Source organism: uncultured Porphyromonas sp. (assembly GCF_947254915.1).
Classification (GTDB): domain Bacteria; phylum Bacteroidota; class Bacteroidia; order Bacteroidales; family Porphyromonadaceae; genus Porphyromonas.
On record NZ_CAMYEZ010000012.1, the window covers coordinates 1 to 25,624 of the forward strand.

Consider the following 25,624-nt stretch of genomic DNA (forward strand, 5'->3'; position numbering starts at 1 on the left):
CCTCTGTCCTCTCCTTGAAGAAGGTCTTTGCCCCCTTGTACTCCATAGATACAGGTTTCGAGCCGATCCAAATAGATCGCTCTAGCCGTTGCGTCTCGCCACTGGGAGCCGTGATGGTCACCTCTATGCGATAGGTGTGAACTGCCCAAATTTGCGGATTCTGACGCATAGCCTCGGTGCGTAAGTCTGAGAGGGTGATCGGGAACTCAAAGCTCCCATCCGGCTCATTGACCTGGAGCGTGCCAGAGGTGAGTAGCTGATCGGGAACAACCTCATCAAACAACCAGTTCCTATAGCTTCCCGTCACGCTGTAGGCTACAGATGCCTCTGCGAGCGGATAGCCACTGTAAGTCATTGCAGAGCCACGGACAGTGATCGTGTCTCCCAGCTTCATTGCCTCCTCGGGCAGGGTCAAGGAGCCCTCAAAGCTCGGACGCTTATACTCCGCTACGTGAATGGTCGTACTATTGTCAGCAAACTCCTCCACATCGTTGGAGCAAGAGACCTCAATGGTGTAGTAGCCCGTCATCGCCTCTTTAGGAAGCTGGAGGGTCGCATGGAGACGACCCCACTGATCTGTCTGGACTGTGATCGAGTCGATCATATCGTCCTGTGGCGTGTGTAGCTCGATGGTCAGGTCTAGCTTGGGCAGCACCATCGCTTGCTTCGGGTCGTAGCCCCTTCGGTAAGCGACAGCGTAAAGCTCTATCGCATCACCCAGCTGATAGATACTTCTATCGGTCTGTAGGAGTGCCGTGCTGACTGGCTTGGGTAGCTGAAACGAACCGCCCTCGCCACGGTAGCCATACCAATGGTCACATAAGGGCAAGAGCAACCGATGGTCTGTACTCTCCACTAGAAAAGCTTCAGCACGCTCCCGCTTCGCCTGCCTAGGCGTTGCAAAGATACCGAGCTTGTCGGGTGTTCGCTTGCCAATCTTGTCTAGTGTAGGCTTATAGTTCGAGTGCCACCCTGAGCGCTTGTCTCCATAGCTCCACAGCTGTATGGGCGCCGTCTGTGCCTGCCCCGTTAGGGCATTCAGCAGTTGAGTTGTTCCGTTGCCTAGATCCAGCGTCCATAGGTCGCTTACGGTGCAGTCGTAAGTAGTTATGTCTGTCTGCTCCTCGTCTTCTAGTTGTTGCGCTTCTGCCGTGCGATGAGAGACTACTTGCAGGCGATAGTGCCCCGTGGGCAAGGAGGGAAGCTCTATCGAGTCGCTCTGGTGCACCATCGCCTCCAGACCTTGCTTCCCCTGATGTGTGTGACTCCAGACGAGCTTGGCTTGCTTGGGAATTGTGTTTCTTTCAGTCTTGATGGCGTCTTGTGGCGTAAGCGCAAAGAGCTTGAGCTCTAGTCGCTCCACATTGGCCAGCTTCATCTTTACCATTCCCCGATGGGCGGCTAGGATAAAGCTAGTCAGGGAGATGTTTTCCTTTGGCGAAAACAGTCGACCGCGGATATCCTGACAGAACTCAGAGTACTTGCCCTGCTTGTCAAGCCACTCTAGGTAAGGCGTGATGAAGTGGTAGGCACGCAGAGGGTCAGAGCCGTTGGCATAGTAGTAGTATGGGAAGAGTCGCTTGTATATCTCCATCGTCTCAAGGTGCATCTGCTGGCTCTCCTTGAGGAAGCCTTCTAATCGCTTTGCTACGGTACTAGAAGCAGTCCCTCGGGTTCTCTCCTCGAGCGTCACCGCCTGGTAAAGGGCATAGAGCCTAGCCCCCTCGTCCGCTTGCTGGAGTTGATCCTCCGCCAGGAGTGCGCCGAGCCGATCCGACCAAGTGGGGGTGCGTCCGATCTGTTCCTCTATCCACTGCAACCGAGAAAGAGGAAGAACCTTCAGCAGGTGGCTTATGAGCGTATAGCTACCCTCCTTGGAAAGTCGATCAGCGTAGAGCGCATCGGGTAGTTGCTTCGCCTCTTGTCGTGGCATCACCTTGTAGAGTTCAGCACTTGGAGCGAAAGCTATCTCCATCAATGGATCAATAGCTTTCATATAGTCCGCCTCACTCCAGGAGCGAGGCGTGACACTGTCTTGCTCTTGGGTCGTGAGGCTTAGTCCCTCTGACCTCAGGCGCTGATTGTAGCTTCGACTGATATACTGATTCGCTATGTATAGAGCGAGGAAGCGCTGATCCCGCTCCGACAACTTATCCCGTCCTTGCCACGTAGTGTGGAGTAGGGGAAACTGCTCCAGCAGACGGTTGTAGTCTAATCTGCGAAGAGCTGTCTTGTGCGCCTCCAGAGCCTCGATGGTGTAGTAGAGATTGCCCTCACGGAGAGCCTGAGTGGCAAGTCGCTCAGCGCAGGAGAGCGTCTGTGTCGGCAGACGCTTCTTCTGTAAATCCTGTAGCTCCTTGTAGAGAGCTTGGCTAGAGGTAGCTGGTTGCTGTGCCATAGTCATAGTGACAGACAGTAAGGTGGCAAACAATATAGATAGTGTGGTGCGAAGTCTCATAATACAGTCCCATTTGATACCCCTAAGTTACTTGAAAAGATACAAACAAGCAAGGAGCAACGACACATCTAAATTTCGCACGTTCTAGTGTCAAGAGACTTACGGAGAACTATTAGAAAAGAACAAACGAAGTAAGTTTCATTTTTCTCCGTAGATAGTATTACCTTTGCAGTAGCTTGTTTGAGTTATGCAAAGTGTTGTATATCATTGCAGAAGATTGGTCACTTAATCATTACTTACTGCACTTCATAACTCACTCGGCTGTTGACAGCCAATCGTTTGGACCTAAATAATGTTTTTTACCTGAAAATATAGAGCCGTGTCGTATGAATGTCCGTATAGAGCCTAGCTGGCATCGGGTGCTGGAGGAGGAGTTTGAGAAGTTTTACTTTGAGACCTTGACCTCCTTTGTGCGCTCGGAGTACCAGACGAAGAGAATATACCCACCAGGGGGGCAGATCTTTCGGGCCTTTGACCTTTGTCCCTTCGAAGATGTGCGAGTCGTCATCCTCGGGCAGGACCCTTACCACGGCGTGGGGCAAGCCGAGGGACTAGCCTTCTCCGTGCCAGAGGGTGTCGAGGTGCCACCCAGTCTGCGCAACATATTGACCGAGATCTCCTCCGACCTAGGGCATCCCTCGCAGATCGTCGGGGGGCATCTGACTCCCTGGTGCCGTCAGGGAGTCCTCCTGCTGAACGCTACGCTCACGGTCGTGGCACACGAGGCTGGCTCGCATCAGGGACGCGGGTGGGAGACATTCACCGATCAGGTCATCTCCCTCTTGAGTAGCCAGAGAGAGCACCTCGTCTTCATGCTGTGGGGCAACTATGCGCGCTGCAAGCGAGCGCTCATAGATCGCCAGAAGCACCTCATCCTCGAGGCACCTCATCCTAGTCCACTGTCGGCTCATCGAGGCTTCTTCGGCTGTCGGCACTTTTCCAAGGCCAATGCCTACCTACAGCGATACGGCTACGAGCCGATCTGTTGGTGACAAGACCGTAGACATAAGGAGACTGTTGCATAAAGGCGAATCGCTGTGTTGCTTTCGGGATTCGGCTTCGGTCACATACGGAGGTATGCTCCCTTCAGACCTCACCCTCAGCGCCTTGCGCTTCATCCTTTCTGCAAAGTCTAGACAATCTTGCAAGCAAGATTGTGAGACTGTTGACTTTTGCAACAGTCTCATAAGATAGCAAGAGGGTCGCTATTCATATGAGTAGCGACCCTCTGTAATGAAAAGGCAAACAAATAAGGTATAAGCTATAGCCTAGCTGACACGCATACGTGTGTAGCTAGGCTATTGTGCTGTATATCTGTTTTAGCAGACGCCCTGACCAATCATTGCCTTGGCAACCTTCATGAAGCCTGCAATGTTAGCACCCTTGACGTAGTTGATGTAGCCGTCTGGCTCCTTACCATACTCTACGCACTGAGTGTGGATGTCCTTCATGATCTGATGTAGACGCTCGTCTACCTCAGCCTCAGACCAGTAGATGTGAGCTGCGTTCTGTGACATCTCTAGGCAAGAGCAAGAGACACCACCGCAGTTGACAGCCTTACCAGGAGCGAAGATGAGGCGCTTCTCAACGAAGAACTCAGCAGCCTCTGCTGTACAACCCATGTTAGAAACCTCAGCAACGATTGTTACACCGTTTGCAACAAGCTTCTTAGCATCCTCAAGGTTGAGCTCGTTCTGGATAGCGCAGGGGAGAGCGATGTCTACCTTGTGCTCCCAAGGCTTCTTGCCAGCGAAGAACTGTGCGCCAAACTTCTTAGCGTATGGCTCTACGACGTCGTTACCACTGTTGCGGAGCTCGCACATGTAGTCAAACTTCTCCTGCGTGTTGATACCGTTCTCATCGTAGATGTAACCATCAGGACCAGAGATGCAGACGACCTTAGCGCCTAGCTCAGTAGCCTTCATAGTAGCACCCCAAGCGACATTACCGAAGCCTGAGACAGCGACTGTCTTGCCCTTGAACTCGATGTTGTGCTGCTTGCAGATATCATTGACCATGTAGATAGCACCGTAGCCAGTAGACTCAGGACGGAGGCGTGAACCACCGAACTCAAAGCCCTTGCCCGTGAAGGTACCAGTGCACTCACGGGTGAGCTTCTTGTACATACCGTACATAAAGCCTACCTCACGACCACCGACACCTACGTCACCTGCAGGTACGTCCATGTCTGGGCCAATGTACTTGTAGAGCTCTGTGACATAAGCCTGGCAGAAGCGCATGATCTCGCGCTCGCTCTTACCCTTTGGAGAGAAGTCAGAGCCACCCTTGCCACCACCCATAGGAAGAGTAGAGAGGGCATTCTTGAAGGTCTGCTCGAAGCCGAGGAACTTGAGCGTAGAGAGGTTCACCGTGTGGTGGAAACGCGTACCACCCTTGTACGGGCCAATGGCATTGTTGAACTGTACGCGGTAACCGAGGTTGATCTGTACCTCACCCTTGTCGTCTACCCAGGGGATACGGAAGGTGAAGATACGGTCGGGCTCAACGAGGCGCTCGACGATCTTGTTCTTCTCAAACTCTGGATGCTGGTTGTAAATGTCCTCAATAGAAAGGAGGACCTCACGGACAGCCTGGATGAACTCCGGCTCGCCTGGATGCTTTGCCTCTAGCTGGGCAATGATCTCACTTGTCTTCATTTGATTTAATGATTAGGATTATCGGATATGTACCACAAAGTTACGCCTTATTTCCCAATGAAGCAAGTATTCGGCACTCCAAAATGCAAAAAGATTCATCCTCCCGCCCCAGGCATACTTGTACACCTAGGGTGGAAGCCAACTAGAGCTGATTTCTTGTACCGACAACTTCGGGGGGATACGAAGTATTTGCCAAATAACTCACTAGGAGATCTCAAATCTCTACCGAGGAAATCAGAAATACATCGGAAGTTCGAAATAAAACTTCGGAAGAATGAAATGAAACTTCGGAAGAAAGATTTCAAAGTTCCGAGGAATTTGCCGATTGCTCCCTGGGGATTTTCCATTTCCTCGGGAGAAACCAGTATCTGAGCGCATCTCTCTCCGTATAATATTCAGAATTTAACTAATCGAAGGGAGAAGTCCTGACAGGCTTCGAACGATAGATGCTGAACGTTCGCATTGTTTTGATATACAACAGATTACCGACTATTTGGTATTGCTGTTCTAAGGATTACGCTCTACCTTTGCACTGTGTAAGGGTGTCCATAGGACGATGCTTTTTTAGCTCCTCGCTGAGCGCTCTTGCGCATAGGGTCTATTTTAAGTAAAACGGCTCCAAGTATATAACAACAGATCAATATGAGACAATCAAACAATCAATCTCTAGGCGCATTGGGACGCCTAGGACGCTCCATGGGGAGCAAGCGACCGCTCGCTTATCTAGGGCTGGTCTGCTCTGCTGTGGCGCACGTGGTGGCACTGGTGCCATTCATCTTTATTTGGCTTATCCTGCGGGAGTTGCTCGGTGGCTCTGTAGACTCCAGCGCCATCACGCGATGGGCTTGGTGGGCAGTCGGGGCGGGACTGCTCCATATACTCCTCTATGGGGTGGCATTGATGCTGACGCATGTGGCAGCCTTTAGGGTAGAGCGGACTCTGCGAGGGGATGCTATGAAGCGTATGCTGGAGATGCCCTTGGGCTTCTTCGATCAGCAGAATCTAGGCAAGCTCAAAAACGTCATCGACGACAATGTTGGCCTGACCCACACTTTCTGCGCTCATCAGTTGCCAGACCTCGTTGGGACGCTGGTCTGCTTTGTGACGCTCTGCGTGATGATGTTTGCCCTGGAGTGGCGCATGGCTCTGCTCTGTCTCATACCTGTCTTGATACAGCTCCTAGCGATGGGCTCTATGATGACCAACAAAGCGTACCGTGAGAGTATGGGAGCCTATATGAATCACCAGCAAAGGATGAGTAGTGAGGCGGTTGAGTATGTGCGTGGTATGCCCGTGGTGAAAGCTTTCCAGCAGTCGATCTACTCCTTCAATGCTTTTCACCAGACGCTACTGGACTATGCTAAGTGGGCGAAGGTGTATGCTCGTAGTTGTCGGCGGATGTTTAGCATCTATACGGTAGCTTCCTTTGGCTATGCCTTTATCTTGGTACCCTTTGCCTATTATCTCTTGAGCCGAGGCGAAGATATGGTCAGTGTGGTGAGCAGCTTGGTCTTCTTTATCCTCGTGACGCCCTTCATCGGGGAGTGTACGATGCGGCTCATGTATGTGGTCAGTGGCAAGCGTGAGGCTGTGCAGGCTTTGGATAGGTTGGATGCCCTCTGCGATGCCACTTCGGGGGCAAAGAGCAGTACGCCTCTTACGCTCTCTAGTCATACGATCCAGCTGGAGGGGGTGTCCTTTAGATATAGTCCAGAGGCTCCTCTGGCGGTGAGTGATGTGACGCTCACAATCCCTGAGGGCGCCTGCGTGGCTCTCGTAGGAGCTAGCGGGAGTGGCAAGACAACGCTGGCTCGTCTCGTGGCTCGCTTTTGGGATGTAGAGACAGGGCGGATTACTATCGGGGGAGAAGATATAAGTCAGGTTGCTGTCGAGGAGGTGCTACGGCACATCTCCTTCGTCTTCCAGAGTGAAAGGCTCTTTAAGAAGTCCATCCGTGACAATGTAGCCTACGGATCTACTAAGGCTACAGACGAAGAGATCTATGCGGCTCTCGACAAAGCGCACTGCCTAGAGCTGGTGCGTAGTTTGCCACAAGGGTTGGACACGGTCATCGGCTCTAAGGGTGTCTACCTCAGTGGGGGAGAGCAGCAGCGGATAGCTTTGGCGAGAGCCTTCCTCAAGGATGCGCCGATACTGCTCCTGGACGAGGCCACCTCTTTTGCCGATCCTGAGAGTGAGCATGCGATCCAGGAGAGCCTGCATCGTCTGATGGCGCACAAGACCGTCCTGATGATAGCGCATCGTCTCTCCTCGGTCGTCAATGCGGATCTCATCGTGGTGATGCAGCAGGGACGCATCGTAGAGCAAGGCACCCACACGGAGCTACTGGCTCGTACTAATGGACTCTACGCCTCTATGTGGCAAGAGTATCAAGAATCTATCAAATGGACTATATAAGCTATGAAGCATCTAAATCTAATCAACTGGATGGAGCGCAAGATGGCGCTCTCGCCTAGAGGAGCGCACAACTTCCTCTCGGCTTGTCTCTGGACTGGTGTGCAAAACCTCTCCTTCATGCTCCCCGTGATGCTCGTTTATCTCCTAATGATGGAGCTATTTGGCGAGAGCAGAGACCTCACCCTCTGGGGGCTGGTAGGGATGGCACTCCTATCTATAATAGGTATGTATCTCATCACTCGCAGACAGTACAACAGTACCTTCCTAGCCGTCTACAGCGAGAGTGCTACTATGCGCATACGACTAGCGGAGAAGATGAGACGACTACCGCTCTCCTTCTTCGATCGCCACGATGCGAGCGATCTGACAAGCCGTGTGATGTCTGATGTCTCATTTCTTGAAAACGCCTATTCGCATATACTGCCGCAGATGGTTGCTTCCTTTATCGTCCTCATCTTGGCGGGCTGTGGATTAGCCTTCTTAGATTGGCGGTTAGCCGTGGCGCTATTTTGGGCAGCGCCCGTGTCGCTCCTGATCCTATGGGGATGTTTGGCTTCGCAAAAGCGCTCCTTCATCAAGGCATCTAAGTCGCAACTCTCTGTGAGCGAAAAGGTCGAGGAGGGGCTACAGCTACATCAGACGATCAAGGCATACGGTGGCGAAACGCTCTATATGACAGAGCTGGATGCCGTCTTGGCGAGTCATGAGCGCACCAGCTTTAACACCGAGTTGGCTAGCTTCGTCGTGGTCAATGGACTACGCTCTTTGCTACAACTGGCGATACCGACGCTGGTCATCGTGGGGAGCCACCTTTACCTAGCGGGAGAGGTGTCGCTCGGCATCCTCCTCTTCTTCCTGCTCATCTCCGTGTCGGTCTATACACCACTGACTATGCTGATGACGAATGCACTCGTAACGCTCTTTGCCTCTGTGCGGATAGATCGTATGAATGAGATCTACAATATGCCGACGCAGGAGGGGCGGACAGACTTTGCGCCTAAGAGCTTTGACCTAACGTTTGAGGATGTATCCTTTTCCTACAATGAGGGTGCGCAGGTGCTGAGTCATGTCTCCTTTACCGCCAAGCAAGGCGAGGTGACGGCTCTCGTCGGTCCGAGCGGTGGGGGCAAGAGTACCTGTGCACGACTAGCCTCCCGCTTCTGGGACTGTCAGAGTGGGGGCGTATCGCTCGGAGGCGAAGACTTAACAGCAGTTGATCCAGAGACACTTCTCAAGTACTACGCCATCGTCTTTCAAGATGTGGTACTCTTTAATAATACGGTGCTGGAAAACATTCGCATCGGACGCAAAGAGGCGACAGATGCCGAGGTACTTGAGGCAGCCCGGCTGGCGCAGTGTGACGACTTTGTAGTGCGGTTGCCCGAGGGGTACCAGACGCAGATAGGGGAGAATGGCAGTCGCCTCTCTGGCGGTGAGCGTCAGCGCATATCGATAGCTCGAGCTATCCTCAAGAATGCTCCGATCATCATCCTCGATGAGGCGACTGCGAGCCAAGATGCGGAGAGTGAGACGCATATACAGCGGGCTCTCTCACAGCTTACGACGGATAAGACGGTGCTAATCATTGCCCATCGTATGCGTACGATACGCAATGCGGATCGCATCGTAGTACTCTCTGGGGGCACGGTCGCTGCTTCTGGCACGCCTGACGAACTGTACGATGTGCCGGGCTACTACCGCACAGCTTGTGACCTGCAGCGAGTAGAGAGCTAGGCGAAGGCAACTTAGCTGTAGCTCGTACTGACCCCTTTGGCGAAAGCTGTGGGGCGGACTTGGAACCTCTTTGTATCGTGCTGGCTTAGTAGTACATATGAGCTCCAAAATCAGTTCCCCTCTTGGAACTTTTTAGTTCCAAGGGAGGAACTTTTCGGTTCCTAGGGAGGATTCGGCAAATTCTTCTGAAGTTTTATTTCATTCATTTGATGTATTTCGGCTTTTCTCCCAGGAGATTTGTGATTGTATAGGGAGATATTGGAGCTATCAGAGTGGTTGGAGTGACGGTGTGAGGTCTGTGTGGGGAGTCGCTATCCACGAATTGTTGTATTTTTGTCCAAACACTTACTACAATCTAAACTCTAGACGTATGAAGATAGCAGTCGCAGGTATGGGCTATGTGGGACTCTCGGTGGCGGTGCTCCTGGCGCAGCACCACGAGGTGGTGGGCGTGGACGTCCTGCCCGATCGGGTAGACCTGATCAATCAGCATCAGTCTCCGATACAGGACGACTACCTCGAGGAGTACTTGGCGACACGACAGCTTCGGCTACGTGCTACGCTAGATGCCGAGGAGGCTTATCGAGGGGCGGACTTTGTCGTGGTGGCTACACCGACCAACTATGATCCAGTGCAGAACTTCTTCAACACATCTGCCGTTGAGACGGTGGTTACTGCCGTACGAACCTGCAATCCCGCTGCGACGATCGTGGTCAAGTCTACGGTGCCTGTGGGCTATACGGCTCACCTGCGCAAGTTGATGGGGTACGATGACATACTCTTTGCGCCAGAGTTCCTTCGTGAGAGCAAGGCGCTCTACGACAACCTTTACCCTTCGCGCATTATCGTGGGTTATGACAAGCAGAGTGCGCATCAGCGGGAGCGTGCAGAGCGCTTTGCCGAGCTGATACGTGAGGGGGCCATTCGCCAAGATATGCCTGTGCTGCTGATGGGTACGACGGAGGCTGAGGCGGTCAAGCTTTTTGCCAATACCTATCTGGCTCTGCGGGTCTCCTACTTTAACGAACTGGACACCTATGCAGAGCTTAAGGAGCTGGACAGCAAGAGCATCATTGAGGGAGTCTGCCTAGATCCTCGCATTGGCGATCACTACAACAATCCCTCCTTTGGCTATGGAGGCTACTGCCTGCCTAAGGATACGAAGCAGCTCCTCGCTAATTACGATGCTGTGCCGCAAAATATCATTGGCGCGATCGTGGCGAGCAATCGTACGCGCAAGGACTTCATCGCTGATCAGGTCCTCAAGATGGCGGGCTACTATAGTTATATGGAGGAGAATCAGTACGACCCGACGCAAGAGCGTGAGTGCGTCATCGGCATCTACCGCCTGACGATGAAGAGTCACAGCGACAACTTTCGCCACTCCTCGATCCAGGGGGTGATGAAGCGCATCAAGGCAAAGGGGGCTAAGGTGATTATCTACGAGCCTACGCTAGCGCAGCATACGACCTTCTTCGGGAGCCTCGTGGAGAACGACTTAGCGACCTTTAAGGCTCGCTCTCAAGCGATCATTACGAACCGCTACCACGCCGACCTAGACGATGTCGCCGAGCGGGTCTATACACGAGATATCTTCCGCCGTGACTAGAGCGGGAGGAGTTGTTTTCTCTTAGTTGTCAAACGTTTAATTCACACTTTAATCTATCAAGAAGCATGATACAACCCTTTACATACTACAATCCCACGCGGATTGTCTTCGGCGAAGGTCGCATAGCTCAGCTCTCACGACTCATTGATCCACACTACCGCATCCTCCTGGTGATGGGTGGTGGTAGCATACGACGCAATGGCGTCTACGATGCCGTGTGCCAAGCACTGGAGGGACGCTCGGTGACCGAGTTCTGGGGCATAGAGTCCAATCCTACGGTTGAGACGATCCGTAAGGCTGTCCAGCTGGGTCGTCAGGAGCAGTGCGACTTTGTCCTAGCTGTAGGCGGTGGATCAGTCATTGATGCGAGCAAGCTGATCATCGCTGCGATGTGCAGTGACCAGGACCCCTGGGATATAGTCCGTGCTGGCAAGCATAGAGGCGAGCATCTACCGCTTGGGGTCGTACTCACTATCCCTGCTACGGGGTCGGAGATGAATAGCGGTGGAGTTATCTCTTGTCGGAAGACGCAGGAGAAGTATTCGTTCTCGAGTAAGCATCCACGCTTCGCTATCTTAGATCCTCGTGTGCCTACCTCGCTACCTCCTTACCAAGTGGCGTGTGGACTGGCAGATACTTTCGTCCATGTTATGGAGCAGTATATGACGACGATGCGGAGTCCACTCCTGATGGATCGTATGGCTGAGGGAGTGCTACACACGCTCATCGAGATTGCACCAGGGCTAACGCACAATCATCAGGATGTTGACCTGATGGGTGAGTTTATGCTCTGCGCTACTGTCGGGCTCAATGGCTATCTCTCGTGGGGCGTGGACCAAGACTGGAGTACGCACTACATAGGTCACGAGGTGACCGCCCTGACGGGACTAACGCACGGACATACGCTTGCTATCATCCTACCCGCTACGCTACAGATAATGCGCCATCTGGGCAAGCAGGATAAGCTCCTGCAGTATGCGACTCGTATATGGGGCTTGACAGCCCAGTCATGCCAAGGCGAGGAGCATGCTATCACGGCGGCTATCGAGGCAACGAAGCAGTTCTTTGCTAAGCTCGGTCTCTCGGTCACGCTACGCGATGCGGAGGTTTCTCACGAAGTAATCGACGAGGTGGTGCGTCGCTTCACAGAGCGTGGCACGGTGCTCGGAGAGCATCAGAATATGACCCCAGAGATCGTACGACAGATCTTGGAGCTGGCTTACGAATAAGTCGCTTCCGTAAGAATGTGTATCTTTGTAACCGCAAAGTTTGATGCGCTCCTCGCTCTAAGTCAGTATGGGCGAGGAGGCGCCTCCAAGGGTTAAGTATAGACATCATTTCAAACAACAGATAAGCAAGACACACTATGCAAAAGAATCAGGACTGGAAGTCCTATTATCAATCTCATCTGACCACCCCCCTAGAGGCTCTCAAGAAGGAGCTTACAGAGGGGTGTAACATTGTCGTAGGTCATGCAGCAGCGGCCCCAGACACAACCCTCAAGAGTATGATGGAGCATGTCGCTGAGCTACCTGCAGGTAATATCTTTCACGTCCTGTACTATGGCGCTGGCTACCAGTTTACGCCAGAAATAGCGAAAAACTTTAATCTCAAGATCAACTTCCTTGAGTCTAACGCTCGCAAGGCGTGCCGTGCGGGCCTAGTGGACTTCTTCCCTTGCCACTTTCACGAGGTGCCAGGACTCTTTACCGATGGCTTCTATCCTGTGGATGTAGCTATCGTGCAGTTGACCAGACCCAATGAGGAGGGCTACTGCTCCTTTAGCCTCTCGTGCGACTATACCAAGCCAGCTACCGATGCTGCGCGGGTGGTCATCGCAGAGGTCAATGATCAGCTTCCCTTCATCGGTGGTGACAACCTGATCCATGTGACGAAGTTGAATCATATCATCGAGGTGAGCACGGCTGTACCCGAGGTGCCTCCCGCTGTGCCTGGCGAGATAGAGCGCAAGATCGGTGAGATCTGTGCTTCAATGATCAAGGATGGCGACACGCTACAGCTAGGCATTGGTGCTATCCCCGATGCTGTCCTGAGCAACCTTAAGGATCGCAAGGATCTAGGTATCCACTCAGAGATGATCACCGATGGTGTCATGAAGTTGATGCGTGAGGGTGTCATCACGGGCAAGCGTAAGACGCGCAACCCTAACAAGGTGGTCACGGCCTTTGCGATGGGTACGAAGGAGCTGTACGACTTCTTTGACCACAATGAGGAGGTTGAGATGTATCCTGTGAGCTATACGAATGACCCCTTTGTCGTGGCAAGTATCGACAACATGGTTTCGATCAATTCCTGCCTAGAGATCGACCTCCTCGGTCAGGTCAATGCAGAGAGTATCGGCTACAGCATGCTCAGTGGCTCTGGCGGTCAGGTGGACTTCATGCGTGGTGCTAGACGCTCCAAGGGCGGGCGCAGTATCCTCGCCTTTGCCTCCACTGCCAAGGGTGGCGAGATCAGCCGTATCGTGCCTATCCTAGCAGAGGGTGCAGCCATCACAACGGGTCGCAACGATGTGGACTACGTCATCACGGAGTATGGCGTGGCACGTCTCCGTGGTAAGACGGCTCGTGAGCGTGCTGAGGCTCTGATAGGCATAGCGCATCCTAAGTTTAGAGAGATGCTTCAGGAGGCTGTCGTACAGCGCTGGGGCGAGTAGTTTGAGCTTACCGACTATCATATGCGAGTCTCCTCTAGTAGCGACACTGGTACCGTCGCTCAGAGGAGACTCGCTTAGCTTTTTGAGAAATCCTATCCTTAGCAGTCTTACGTTGTTTAGTCAGAGGACACTTGACAAGGAGTACCCTTTCCTCAACAATGCCTGCTCTCAGACGAATAGCTGAGCGACGTAATGGACGATCGGTATTAGTATGGAGGTGAAGACGCCCATGATACCGATAGCCAAGCCTCCGATAGCGCCCTCGAGGGCTCCCATCTGGATGGCTACCGAGGTGCCTACGCCGTGCGCAGCTGCACCTAGTGCCAGTCCCTTGGCGATGCTACTCTCTATGCGTAGCCACTTGAAGAGTGGAGGTCCTATGACGCCACCGATGATGCCAGAGATGACGACCACCACTGCTGTCAAGGCTGGGATACCGCCGGACTGCTCTGAGAGTGCGATAGCGATAGGGGTTGTGACTGAGCGAGACTCCATCGAGTGGGCTATGGGGGCTCCAGCACCTAGCGCATAGGCTAGCCCGACAGCACTGAGGATGCCGATCAGCGAGCCTACAAAGAGCGAAAACATAATGGATACAACGCGACCACGGAGATACTTAGACTGTTCGTAGAGGATGTAGCCCAGCGATACGACCGAAGGTCCTAGGAGGAAGTCAATCAGCTGGCTCCCCTCTTTATAATCCTCGTACGAGGTTCCCGATAGGTAGAGCATCAAGATGATGAGTCCTATAGTAACGATGAGCGGGTGAAAGAGCCCGATCCTCACCTTGCGGTATAGGAGTAAGCTGAGGAAATAGATCCCTATAGTGAGTGGCAAGCAGTAGATAGGCTTGCTCAGGAGCAGTGTGATGAGGTTTATCATGCGTTGTCGTTAGTTTTTTGCTCTTTATGGTGCCGCTCGAAGCGGTGCTGCATCCGTCCCACGACCACCAATACCAGTGCCGTGCTGACGACCATAGAAATAATGATGGCAGCCCAATACTGCTGGATAAGCTCGACTTGGGTGATCAGCCCCACGCCAGCTGGCACGAAGAAGAGCCCCATATTGAGCGTAAGAAACTTGGCGACGCTGTCCACCTTGTCAGGCTTGATCAGCTTCGTCTCTAGAGCTAGAAAGAGGAGGATCAGGCCGATCACACTCCCTGGGAGAAAGTGCCCGATCATCATGCCGATCAGTTCACCCACGGCAAAGAAAAAGAGCACCCAAAAGCATTGTACGAGAGACTTCATCTATAAAATCAACATGAATTCAAAAGGAATTGACTGCAAAGGTAGTAAACTTCACACTACTAAGCCTGCACCTCCTCGGAGTTCTCCTCGGATAAGTAAGACTAGCGGTAACGCACCCATATAGAAAGAGAGCTCCACAAGTCAAGGAAGACTTACGGAGCTCTCATCGTATCTATAGCTGTCCTCCAGCTAGGAGGGGCTTTTATCTAGATGAATTGCTGTGCATCACGAGGATAGGTGTCCCTGCGTGGAAGAGCATGCGCCGAGCCATCGTCGGGTTAAAGAGCTTGGCGAGTACACGTCGCTTATAGGTATTGACCACGATCAGCTCTACCTGATGGATTGCGACAAACTCTTCTAGAGCGGCATAGAGCTCTCCTTCGCTTAGCTTGGACCACTCGATGTGCGCATCGGGATACTGCTGCTTATTGTACTCCTGAATGGCTTGCAGCTGTACGTCTCCCCACTTGCCCTCAGAGCGTGACACGTTGAAGAGTCTGTACTCTGGCGCTAGGGGCTTCATCAGTTGCATCATCTGATCGAAGAGTACGAGGTCTCTCTGGTCGAAGCTGGTCGCCACGCCTACATGCTTGACCTGCATGAGGTCGTCGATAGCAATCTTCTCAGGGACTACCAGGACGGGAGCTTGGGCACGGTCAATGATTTCGGCAGCGACACTACCGACGATGTAGTCGCTATCCTCTGTCTTGCCTCGTGTACCCATGATGATGATGGCTGGGAGGTTGCGCTTAGCATAGCGTAGGATCTCATCGGCAGGGATGCCGTCACGGATGGTGGTGCGGTAGGTGACCTGGGGTAGTGAGCCGTCAGCCATCTTGGCATCGATCTCTTTCGAGAGTTCAGTCATCTGCTGCTCAGCTTTTCCCGCCTCCTGTTGCGAAGCCTCCTGTATCTGTGGTAGCAGTGCCGTAAAGTCGCCATAGGGGAAGTTCATCTGAGGCATTGTGCCCGTATATACGTGCATGAGTAGCACGTGTAGCTCTCGGCGTGCTGCAAAGTGGAAGCCGAGCTTGACGATCTTGTCCGTATAAGAGCTAAAGTCTACGGGGATGAGCACGTATCCCTTGTATGCAGCAACGTGAGCCGTGTCGGGAGATTCGTTGGCTAGGTCAGACTTCTCCTGCAGGACATCGTACGCCTCGTCTAGATCCCACTTGAGGTCCTCTATATAGGCTAGTGCGCGAGGTAGGTCACGCTCTGCGATACGTACTCGTACGCCCGTCGAGAAGATAGGCTGTACGGTATTGACATTGTGTAGGGTAGCTGGTATGCCTTGGCTTTGGAGCAGGCTCTGGAGTATCTGCGCCTTTTCGTAGGTATGTATAGCTACAGTCACCAGCTTGGACTGGTCTTTGTCTTGTGGCATAGATGTAGTGATAATGGTTAATGTAAGCGTGGGGTATCGCTCGGGTGTCGACAACCTTGTGATAGGGTTAAGAAGAGCAGTCAGTGACTGGTCGGCCACTGACTGCTACGAGCTTTTTTCTTTAGAGGACAGGCTCCTCGCCTATGATGGTACGAGCCTGATTGAGGATGGTGTTGTCGTCAATGACTACGATACCTCCATCGGGACCTGCCTCGATGTGTACTCCAGCACCACGACCATCTTCGTAGTTAGCACCTCCGAAGTAGTTCCTGACGGTGTCTACGCGGAGACCCAGTTGCTCTGCGATCTTGTGCATGGAGCCATCGGGTAGGCTATCCTTGATGCGACGCAGTTCGTTGAATGAGATTGTTTCCTTTGCCATAACTGTATGTACTTAGTGATTTGTATGAGTTCTCTTATTCCGCCACTAACTTACAACATTTCTACTAGATATGCAAGGGGGCAAAGGTGCAAGTGGTCAATTGTCCGTATCGGAGAGGAACATTGAGATGGTACCACCGCTGGCTATCTGGCTGTGCTTGACCCAATAAACCGTGTGGGGGCGCCCTCCGATGGTAAGGTCTGAGATATACTTATTGACTTGAGAGGCTCCCTGCGCTTTGATCGTGAGATGGCGCCCGCCTCCCATATCAATGTTGATCTCGTTGAAGGAAGGTGCGACGATTGAGTAGCCGTTTATGCCTGGTGCTACAGGGTATAAGCCCATCATGGCGAAGACCAGCGATGCGCTCAGAGAGCCGTAGTCGTCAGGCCCTGGATAGCCGAAAGAACCGACTCCAAAGAAGTAGTCGATGGTGTGACGGACAAACTTCTGCGCATAGTGTGGACGACCCATCAAGTTGTAGGTAAAGAGGAAAGCGAAGAGATCGGGATTGACATTGAGCGAGTGTAGCGAACTACTGAAGAGGCTATCAATATTGATCTGTCCCTCGGGTAGTAGTATAGGAGCCGAGTCACTCGGATACTCTAGGATAGAGGCGACTTGCTGTGCCGAGAGCCTGCCAGCCACTGGCACATAAGTATCGCTCAGCTCTGAGTACTCTCTAGCAAGAGCCGTGTAGCCCAGACTATTGGCAAGTTGTGAGAGACACCAAAGCTTGTAACCAGAGCGTCGCTCAGGGTCTGCATCGATAGCGGTGCGGAGCACCTCAAAGGCTTGTCTGATATCCTCGTCGAGGAGCCCCTTGGCGAGTGCATCCGTGAGGAGGAAGAGCAGTGGCGACTCCTCCGTGTAGATCACACTCCCCAGGTCAAGCGTCTTCAAGAGTCGTCCTCCAGAGTCACGTATAGCTCGGAGATAGGAGACGATAACTTCATGCATCATGTCTGGCTCATAGAGCATCAGTAGAGGATAGTTGGTCTCGTAGGTGTAGTTTAGGTTATCTTGGCTGTACTGAGTGATCCCCTCGTCACTATGTACCGAGTCATCAATAGGAGAGTAGTACTGTCCATCCTCGGAGATGCTGACGGGCCATAGGTGCGAGCGGTATAGAGCGGTGTAAAACTTACGCATGTTCACCTCTGTACCGCCAGAGACCTCCACTTTGCGCAGGCTCTTCTGCCATTCGTTGCGGGCAGCCTTGACTAGAGGAGCGTACTCAAAGCTCTGGATCTGTGTGGTTAAGTTTCGCTTAGCTTGCTCGCAACTGATGAGCGATATGCCATACTTGGCTACGATACGCTTATTGGGCTTCTGTAGTCGTAGCGTGAGGCACTCATAGGTTGTGTCCTTGGGGGATATGGCGCTCGTCATCTGCTCTATATTTGTATTCAGCTGCAAGTATAAGTAGATGCGTGTCGGCGTGGTGCCCCCGTAGGAGACCTCAGCCGTGAGAGCATCATCGGCCACTTGCTCCCAGGAGGTCGAGTCTCGGCGGTCTATATATAAGGAGAGCTGATGCGCATCGCTACCATTGTAGTCGCGTGAGGAGAGATCATAGAGACCGCTCATAGAGGTAAGCGAAAAGTCCACATTGACCTGTAGCTCATCAAGGTAAAGGTGGTAGCTGTACGGGGTAATCTCTTGAAAGTCGAAGCTGAGTCTCCCCGAAGGGTCTTGATTGGCGTGGGCACTCTCGGGGATTAGGTAGAAGAGCGGGCGACCATCTATGTCTGGCGTGTAGAGCGGTAGTCCCTTGATACGAGCCGACCGCAAGCTCTCCTTGAATGGGATGATACGCAGCAGACTGTGAGGGAGCTGTACGATGGGAAATATCTCCTCGCTATGCTCAGCATCCCACGTGCCCTGATGAACATCCACATAGTCTACAAGTAGTGGGGTAGAGCCAAAGACCCCCTCTCCGACCTTGCTACAACTACTGCTGAGGAGTAGCGGGAGCAAAAGTAGCGTAGTCAGGATCGTCCGTTTGGTCGTGTGTGAGAAGTAAGCGAGTCTCTGCTTCATCGGATTATGATTTCGTCTATAAGGTCGTACTGTAGGTGCGCATTGATCTGCTCTATGAGCTGTTGCTGCGTGAGCCGTATCTCTTGTCGCAGGCTAGCCGAGGTGATGCGCATTCGCAGGGTATGGTCTGAGATCGATAGCTCACGTATCTGTCGTCTGAGCGGGTAGAAGCGTGTGCGCAGGTATTGGAGCGCCTTGAGCTCGAGGAGCCCTTGGTCTACCTCTGGGCTCTCGGAGAGCCAGTCTGATAAGATTTTCCCTAGAGGCTTAGGATCTTTGCGCTGCATGTGAGTTGTCTATCGTTTGCTGAGTGCAAATATAAGAAGAAAGCTAGAGATTAGACTTTAGAGAGCGAAGGCTAAGTGGTTGACTTGACCACTTAGCCTTCGCTCTTAACCTTTGTGCCCAGAGCCGGGATCGAACCGGCACAGGTTTAACCCCATCGGTGTTTGAGACCGACGCGTCTACCAATTCCGCCATCTGGGCGATGCCTCTCGCTAGACGGTTGCAAAGGTACGAAAAAAGAATTTAGAACCGCTAGCCCTGTAGGAAGGCAGCAGGGCAAACGCAGTATAATCTTTGTGTTCAGCTATCTAAGCTTGACGAAAATCCTGGAGTATGTAGATTGACCTTGCTACGTAGCGCTATAGACTCACGCTATAACGACTCCTATATCTCCGCAGAGTCCAATATCTCCCTAGGAATTTCACCAAATCTCCCGAGGAAACGAAAATTCTCCACGGAGGGACGAAATAAAACTTCGGAAGAATGAAATGAAACTTCGGAAGAATGAAATCATAAGTCCGAAGAATTTTTCTTTTCCTCACTGGACAATCCAAGATTTCCACGGAGGAATCTTTCGATTTCCTCCACCGTTTGATTTCTTTCATAGAGATGTGGATTAAGTCGTTCGCTATAATGCGTCAGCTCTACCAGTTTTACGAAGAGAGGCTAAAAGTTCCTTCCTTCATTCATTTACAATACTACGAAGAGGTGTGGGCTATTCCCTTTTTCGCTAACTTTGCTGACGTATGAAGGGTGATCCATTTGATATTCGCGAGGAGCGTACGCCCCCGCAGAGCTTGTCTGATCTACAGCAGGAGGAGCAGTTGCGCCCCTCCTACTTCGATAGTTTCCGAGGTCAGGGACATGTAGTGGACAATCTGAAGGTCTTCGTCGAGGCGGCTCGTCGCCGTGACGAAGCGCTTGACCACGTCCTCCTCTACGGTCCTCCTGGACTGGGCAAGACGACTCTCTCGCACATCATCTCGCACGAGCTAGGAGTCGGTATGAAGATTACTTCGGGACCTGTCTTGGAGAAGGCGGGAGACTTAGCGGGATTGCTCACTTCGCTAGAGCCTCGAGACGTGCTTTTTATTGATGAGATCCATCGCCTGAGCCACACCGTGGAGGAGTATCTCTACTCGGCTATGGAGGACTTTCGGATCGATCTGATGATCGACAAAGGGCCAGGAGCGCGCTCCATACAGATAGACCTCAACCCCTTTACACTAGTGGGAGCGACCACGCGCAGCGGTCTGCTGACGGCTCCGCTGCGGGACCGCTTTGGCATCAACCTACATCTAGAGTACTACGACGTGGATACGCTCACGGACATCGTGCTGCGCTCGGCTCGTATCCTAGAGGTGCCGTGTGAGGAGGAGGCTGCTCGGGGTATCGCTCTGCGTAGTCGTGGCACGCCTCGTATTGCCAATGCGCTCCTAAAGCGTGTGCGAGACTTTGCGCAGGTCAAGGGCAACGGGGTGATCGATAGCGATATTACGACAGTGGCGCTCGAAGCGCTACACATAGATAAGCATGGGCTGGATCATACGGATCACAAGTTGCTGAAGACCATCATTGATAAGTTTGACGGAGGTCCCGTCGGACTGAGCACCATAGCCACAGCCATGGGCGAGGACCCTGGCACGATCGAGGAGGTGTATGAACCATTTCTCATTCAGGAGGGCTTCATACAGCGTACTCGTACGGGACGGCAGGCGACACGCTTGGCGTATGCTCACTTGGGGCGTACCTATCGGCAGGATTTGCCTCCAGAGGTGTCGCTCTTTGACTAACTAAAAGCCTTTTCTCCCTGCGCCATGTCCTCACTAGAGATGCAAGCCTCAGAGTTAGTAGCTAAGCGGTACACGCTGACGGAGCTACTAGGCTCGTTGCAGCGCTGCATTGACTACTATTACAATCGCCTTTACTACGTGACGGGCGAGGTGAGTGGCTACCGAGGACGCAGTCAGCGGGGGCATTGCTACTTTAACCTAATAGACAAGGTGTCGGACCCGCTACACCCAGAGGCGGGTGGGGGAGAGCTATCAGCGCAGATCTCGGCCGTGATATGGGCTAGTCGCTACAATCAGATTGCGCAGCACTTCCAGCAGGTGACGGGGCAACCACTCACGGACGGAATCAAGATATTGGCGCTCGTGGAGCTCAAGTACGATCCACGCTACGGGCTACAACTAGACATACAGGACATCGATCCGAGCTACACACTGGGCGAGGTGGCACGACAGCGACGTGAGACGCTCCAGCTCCTAGAGCGTATGGGGCTTATGGAGCGCAACAAGCAGCACCCGATGCCGAGACCTTTGCGACGCATCGCCATCATCTCCTCGCCGACGGCTGCTGGCTACCAAGACTTCACGAGACATCTGGAGGAGAGTGCGGTGGCTCCTTTTATAGAGAAAGCGCTCTTTAGAGCCACGATGCAGGGCAAGAGTGCGCCACAGTCTATCGTCGCTGCACTCGAAAGGGTGCGCCAGCACGAGACACTCTTTGACCTTGTGGTCATCATACGAGGCGGGGGTGCCACGGCTGATTTGGGCACCTTCGATGACTTCGGAGTAGCTCGTGCAGTGGCGGAGTTTTCGCTCCCTGTGTGGAGCGGTATTGGGCACGATCGGGACGAGAGCGTCGTGGACTTAGTTTCGCACAGAGCCTTCAAAACCCCTACGGCAGTGGCTACCGCTGTGATCGATGCTTGGTGCGCAGAGTACACGCTCCTTGAGGAGGTGCATCAGCGACTGGAGCGATCTTGGCTGGAGGCGAGACAGACGGCGCAGACGGGGCTGGAACGCTTGGCTCAGCTACTCCGCCAGACGACGCTAGAGCAGCTACATCGTGAGGAGCGCCAGATGGTACTGCTACGCGAGCAGCTCTCTGTCGCTCCTCGTACGCTACTGCACAATCAGCACACGTTACTGGAGTCACAACGGGAGCGCTTGGCAGGCGCTGTGCGTTATCTGCCGAAGAGCTATCGGCACGAGTGGGATACGCTCTTGAGTCTCTTTAGGCATCGCTATGCGAGTTACCTCACGGCTCAGCTCAACGACTGGCAAGCTAGACAGCAGAGCCTGCAGGAGCAGCGCAAGATTACGACCACACAGCGCACGCAGATAGAGCACCTGGCGCAGATCATCCGAGCGATGGATCCGCAGACGGTTCTGCAGCGTGGCTACGCTATCGTGCACCACAAGGGCGACCTGGTCAAAAGCCCCTCGCAGCTCCGTGAGGGCGACGACATAGAGCTTCGCCTAGCTGAGGGTACGCTCTCGGCTACGCTAAGCCAATTGAAAGAACCATAACAAAGCATTCCTAGATTATGAGAAAGACCTTTAACTATACACTTTACGGAGCGCTACTTCTGCTCCTCGTGGGGAGCCTGTCGGCTTGCCGTGTCAAGCAGCAAGCACAGCCGAGTGGCGTGTCGACGCTTGCTGTCGTAGGACTAAATGATATCCATGCCAACATTGATCAGTTGCCCCGCATCGCCTTTATGGTAGATAGTATGCGGGCGATCTATCCCAACCTGCTCCTGCTAGCAGCGGGAGACCTACAGACGGGCAACCCGATCAATGACAACTTCCAGCCTAAGGGGCTACCGATCATTGAGTTGATGAATGAGATGCACTTTGACGCTTCGGCTTTGGGAAATCATGAGTTTGACCTGGGACAGCACGGGCTGGGCGACATTTCGCATCGTGCGAAGTTCCCCTTCCTCTCGGCCAATGTCTTTCCCTCGCCCTCCTATGGCATTGCCCTGAAGCCCTACAAGATCTTCACGATGCCTGACGGTACGCGGGTTTCTGTCGTGGGGCTACTTCAGCTGGGCGAGTTGGGCATTCCCGATTCGCACCCGAAGAATGTACGGGGCGTAGCTTTCACCCAGCCACTCAAGGAGATTAAGAACTACCGCTACTTGGCGGGATGCTCGGATCTGCAGATAGCTGTGACGCATATTGGCGTGCAGGAGGATACGATACTGGCGCGGGTGGCTCCCTACCTCGATCTCATCGTGGGCGGACACTCGCACACGCTCATTGATCACCCGAACGATCTGCACTCGTCCGTTCCCATCGTGCAGTCTGGCTACAAGGCGCACTACATCTCCCTCGCATTGATACGACATAGAGGTGGGCAGGTGCTCTCGCACCAAGAGATGCTCCTCCCAGCCGACCCGCACGCTGGTGGGGTCAATGAGAAGATGCAACGCATGGTGGAGGGCTACAATGCTAATCCGCTCTTTGCCGAAGTGGTGACAACTAATCCGCACCCGATCCAAGACAAATACACGCTGGGCGCTATCTTTGCTGATGCACAGCGCTGGTATAGCCATGCGGACTTTGCGATGCAAAACCCAGGCGGCGTACGCATCGGTGAATTGCCACAGGGCAATATTACGCTCAAAGACATCCTTCGTCTAGATCCCTTTGGCAATGAACTGACCGTGCTCACGATGACGGGACGACAGCTCAAGGAGTTCTTCCTCCGCGCCTGGACGACCGACAGCAATACGCCAGCTCACACGTCGGGGCTACGGGTGGACTACCAGCTTGACGACACGGGTGTGCTGCTCGACTGCACCGTCTATCCCGCTGGTAGCGACACTCCGATCGATCCAGACAAGCTCTACACGCTAGCCACGAGCTCTTACGTGCAGGCGGCCTACACCTACCATACTTCGGCTCCTGACAAGAACCAAGGCATCACGACTGCCGAGGTGATCGTCCAGTACCTCAAGTCACTTCCCGAGATGCCTCAGGTGGACTACAAGAGTCGCTACAACATCCGAGTGACTCGCTAAAGGAATACTCATCAGCCCCCATGCCTTTACTGGCAAAACATGAGGAGACTCAACCGCTTCAAGTAGCGATTGAGTCTCCTTTTTCTAGATTTCGTCCAACGTAGACGAACGCGTATAAGCCCTACTTTGGCAAGTCAAGCGGTGGCTGTCCGACGGCTTGGCGTAGCGTGTTAACCAGTAGTGCTAAGTCCACACCGCCCATCTGAGCTGCGAGCTTGAGCGGAGTACGAGGTGCTACAGTCTTGCGCAGTATCGGATTAGTCAGATTCCTATATCGATCCGAGAGCGATACCAACGTATCGATGAGCTCTGGGTAGCGGTCTAGCATCGCCCCCACTTTGGTCTCAGGGGTGATGAGTAGAGGTGTCGTATCAGTCATAATTCAGAAGAGTCCTAGAGCCCTCCAGTTGCCGTAGCTCAGTAATATCTTGAGAACACTCGACGACTCCTAGATAGTTACCCTCGGGGTCACGCACAGCCGTGTACTCTATATAGATAAATCGCCCACGGAAGTTGCCAATCCAAAACTTAGCACAGCTCTGGCGACCACTCTTGAAGTCCGCAAGGATAGTCTCTACGACATGGACACTTTCGGGCGGATGACACATACGCACATCTCTACCGATGATGGATCTATTGCGAGCGAAGACTCGCTTGGGGCTGTGAGAGTAGAAGCGCACCTTATCGTCTTTGTCCACAAAGGTGATGTCTATCGGGAGGTGGATGAGTAGAGCCTCTAGCTCCGCTACGCTAAAGGCACCAGTGGACAGCCGTATAGCATCATGGCTCTCGTACTGAAAGTGCAGGTTGTCCGCCTCCACGTCTGGTTTCCATACAGTCTGTGGGTCATATAAACAGTATCCAAACTCAGGGGTCTCCTGATAAATGTGATACCACTCAGCCTCCGACAGTAGGTCCAGTGTCATGGGGAAGAGGATCATCTCCTCTTTGGTGATCATACTGTCCAGCATCTCCACTGCGGGGTCAAAAGTCTCCACGATGTGAGCTCTCAGAGATGCCATATCTGAAGTCTCCCCAGAGAGTACTGCTATGGCACTCTTGAGTAGCTTCCTAATCTCATCGTGCTTGCCCCACATGACTACAGGAGGTCCAGTCACTCCATGCTGCTCTAAGTATGGGAAGAGGAGGTACTCCTTGCGCAGATAGTGCTTGTCTACATCCATCAGTCGGTTGAAGATAGATCTCAGACTTAGCAAGAGCTCCGAGAGAGGACGCTCGCAGTGCTCCTCTTTGACCTCCTTTGCCAAAGCATAGTACTCGGAGATTACTTCTCCTAGTGCTACATTCTCAGCTCTAAAGGTGTCTATGGGATGCCCCGCTGGCACCTCTTTAGCCCCACTCACATCTATAGCTCCCTCTAGGATCTCTGAGTGGTGGTCGCAAAAGAGCTGTATCTCATCTGTCGATAGTAGTCCCTGAGCTATCAGCTCCTCCTCGACGGCGACGACCTCTTGGTAGGGGATAGCGTGGAGGAGTGTGGAGAGCTGTCGCTTGAGAGCTTCGGGTTGCTCTCCTTGATGTAAGCGCAGGAGTATCTCCTTGAGCATCGCCTTGCGCTCATCTGGTGTGTTATGTATGAATTCGCTCATATTTCACTGATTGTTTAAAGTGAATTTATATCAGTCTAATCAAGACTGGCTGGCCACCCCCTTAGGGTTAACCAGTCGTCGGCAAATGTACATATTTTGGTCAGAATATAAGACGTATATCCCCCGTAGATTCAATCAGCAAATGCGGGGTGGTGCACGATCTAGAATGAGTTCGTTGATGCTACTATCAAGGAAATCGTCCAATTCCTCGGTGGAGATTGAAGATTATTCAGTGAGGAACGAACAAATTCTTCGGAACTTCGAAATCTTTCTTCCGAAGTTTCATTTCATTCTTCCG

General features: G+C 52.9%; 20 protein-coding genes and 1 tRNA gene. 10 read left to right on the plus strand and 11 right to left on the minus strand.

Annotation, left to right across the window (positions count from 1 at the left end; genetic code table 11):
• On the minus strand, positions 1 to 1,975 hold a 1,975-nt coding region (locus Q0X57_RS01715), incomplete at its 3' end, for an MG2 domain-containing protein (protein ID WP_366775000.1).
• On the opposite strand from Q0X57_RS01715, the gene Q0X57_RS08170 reads away from it, so the two are divergent.
• Positions 1,922 to 2,059 carry an Ish1 domain-containing protein gene (locus Q0X57_RS08170; protein WP_366775001.1) on the plus strand — a complete coding sequence of 46 codons (138 nt, stop codon included), beginning with the start codon at positions 1,922 to 1,924 and terminating at the stop codon, positions 2,057 to 2,059. The genes Q0X57_RS01715 and Q0X57_RS08170 overlap by 54 nt on opposite strands.
• Positions 2,060 to 2,784: 725 nt before the next feature.
• Positions 2,785 to 3,450 (plus strand): uracil-DNA glycosylase, encoded by a 666-nt coding sequence (gene ung / locus Q0X57_RS01720; RefSeq protein WP_297726745.1) that lies wholly within the window; start codon positions 2,785 to 2,787, stop codon positions 3,448 to 3,450.
• Between the two features lie 327 nt (positions 3,451 to 3,777).
• Here ung and gdhA read toward each other — a convergent pair whose 3' ends face one another.
• Positions 3,778 to 5,115, minus strand: coding sequence for an NADP-specific glutamate dehydrogenase (gene gdhA, locus Q0X57_RS01725; protein ID WP_297726748.1), 1,338 nt, complete (start codon positions 5,113 to 5,115; stop codon positions 3,778 to 3,780).
• Positions 5,116 to 5,757: 642 nt separating this feature from the next.
• Between gdhA and Q0X57_RS01730 the strand changes: the two genes are divergently transcribed.
• The 5 genes from Q0X57_RS01730 (at position 5,758) to Q0X57_RS01750 (ending at position 13,553) form a co-directional block, all read left to right on the plus strand.
• Positions 5,758 to 7,533, plus strand: a complete 1,776-nt coding sequence (locus tag Q0X57_RS01730; RefSeq protein ID WP_297726750.1) for an ABC transporter ATP-binding protein — start codon at positions 5,758 to 5,760, stop codon at positions 7,531 to 7,533.
• Between the two features lie 3 nt (positions 7,534 to 7,536).
• On the plus strand, positions 7,537 to 9,267 hold the full coding sequence (locus tag Q0X57_RS01735) for an ABC transporter ATP-binding protein (RefSeq protein WP_297726753.1): 1,731 nt from the start codon (positions 7,537 to 7,539) through the stop codon (positions 9,265 to 9,267).
• 370 nt (positions 9,268 to 9,637) lie between these two features.
• On the plus strand, positions 9,638 to 10,876 hold the full coding sequence (locus tag Q0X57_RS01740) for a nucleotide sugar dehydrogenase (RefSeq protein WP_297726757.1): 1,239 nt from the start codon (positions 9,638 to 9,640) through the stop codon (positions 10,874 to 10,876).
• Positions 10,877 to 10,941: 65 nt separating this feature from the next.
• Positions 10,942 to 12,105, plus strand: a complete 1,164-nt coding sequence (locus tag Q0X57_RS01745; protein ID WP_297726760.1) for an iron-containing alcohol dehydrogenase — start codon at positions 10,942 to 10,944, stop codon at positions 12,103 to 12,105.
• Positions 12,106 to 12,242: 137 nt separating this feature from the next.
• A complete protein-coding gene (locus Q0X57_RS01750) occupies positions 12,243 to 13,553 on the plus strand; it encodes an acetyl-CoA hydrolase/transferase C-terminal domain-containing protein (protein ID WP_297726763.1) in 1,311 nt (436 codons plus the stop codon).
• A 168-nt stretch (positions 13,554 to 13,721) separates the two neighbouring features.
• On the opposite strand, the gene Q0X57_RS01755 is transcribed toward Q0X57_RS01750, so the two are convergent.
• The 7 genes from Q0X57_RS01755 to Q0X57_RS01785 form a co-directional block, all read right to left on the minus strand.
• Positions 13,722 to 14,435 (minus strand): LrgB family protein, encoded by a 714-nt coding sequence (locus Q0X57_RS01755; protein ID WP_007365087.1) that lies wholly within the window; start codon positions 14,433 to 14,435, stop codon positions 13,722 to 13,724.
• Positions 14,432 to 14,803, minus strand: a complete 372-nt coding sequence (locus Q0X57_RS01760) for a CidA/LrgA family protein (protein ID WP_297726768.1) — start codon at positions 14,801 to 14,803, stop codon at positions 14,432 to 14,434. The genes Q0X57_RS01755 and Q0X57_RS01760 overlap by 4 nt, the downstream gene beginning before the upstream one ends.
• 202 nt (positions 14,804 to 15,005) lie before the next feature.
• Positions 15,006 to 16,190 carry a universal stress protein gene (locus tag Q0X57_RS01765; RefSeq protein ID WP_297726772.1) on the minus strand — a complete coding sequence of 395 codons (1,185 nt, stop codon included), beginning with the start codon at positions 16,188 to 16,190 and terminating at the stop codon, positions 15,006 to 15,008.
• A gap of 121 nt (positions 16,191 to 16,311) precedes the next feature.
• The gene (locus tag Q0X57_RS01770; RefSeq protein ID WP_007365048.1) at positions 16,312 to 16,572 is read right to left on the minus strand and encodes a hypothetical protein; all 261 of its coding nucleotides are present in this window, start codon (positions 16,570 to 16,572) and stop codon (positions 16,312 to 16,314) included.
• 96 nt (positions 16,573 to 16,668) lie between these two features.
• Positions 16,669 to 18,615, minus strand: coding sequence for a glycoside hydrolase domain-containing protein (locus Q0X57_RS01775; RefSeq protein WP_297726779.1), 1,947 nt, complete (start codon positions 18,613 to 18,615; stop codon positions 16,669 to 16,671).
• Positions 18,612 to 18,902, minus strand: a complete 291-nt coding sequence (locus Q0X57_RS01780; protein WP_297726782.1) for a DciA family protein — start codon at positions 18,900 to 18,902, stop codon at positions 18,612 to 18,614. Before Q0X57_RS01780 ends, Q0X57_RS01775 begins: the two co-directional genes overlap by 4 nt.
• Positions 18,903 to 19,017: 115 nt before the next feature.
• A tRNA-Leu gene (locus Q0X57_RS01785) sits at positions 19,018 to 19,101 on the minus strand.
• A gap of 545 nt (positions 19,102 to 19,646) precedes the next feature.
• Here Q0X57_RS01785 and ruvB point away from each other — a divergent pair.
• The 3 genes from ruvB to Q0X57_RS01800 are packed head-to-tail and all read left to right on the plus strand — an operon-like array spanning position 19,647 to position 23,716.
• On the plus strand, positions 19,647 to 20,693 hold the full coding sequence (ruvB, locus tag Q0X57_RS01790; protein WP_297726785.1) for a Holliday junction branch migration DNA helicase RuvB: 1,047 nt from the start codon (positions 19,647 to 19,649) through the stop codon (positions 20,691 to 20,693).
• Between the two features lie 24 nt (positions 20,694 to 20,717).
• Complete coding sequence (gene xseA / locus Q0X57_RS01795) at positions 20,718 to 22,217, plus strand: exodeoxyribonuclease VII large subunit (protein WP_297726788.1); 1,500 nt, start codon at positions 20,718 to 20,720, stop codon at positions 22,215 to 22,217.
• Positions 22,218 to 22,234: 17 nt separating this feature from the next.
• Entirely contained in the window at positions 22,235 to 23,716 is a 1,482-nt protein-coding gene (locus Q0X57_RS01800; RefSeq protein WP_297726793.1) for a bifunctional UDP-sugar hydrolase/5'-nucleotidase, read from the plus strand.
• 121 nt (positions 23,717 to 23,837) lie between these two features.
• On the opposite strand, the gene Q0X57_RS01805 is transcribed toward Q0X57_RS01800, so the two are convergent.
• Complete coding sequence (locus tag Q0X57_RS01805; protein ID WP_007365125.1) at positions 23,838 to 24,095, minus strand: DUF1858 domain-containing protein; 258 nt, start codon at positions 24,093 to 24,095, stop codon at positions 23,838 to 23,840.
• Complete coding sequence (locus tag Q0X57_RS01810) at positions 24,088 to 25,326, minus strand: DUF438 domain-containing protein (protein ID WP_297726796.1); 1,239 nt, start codon at positions 25,324 to 25,326, stop codon at positions 24,088 to 24,090. The genes Q0X57_RS01805 and Q0X57_RS01810 overlap by 8 nt, the downstream gene beginning before the upstream one ends.
• Positions 25,327 to 25,624 lie beyond the last annotated feature (298 nt).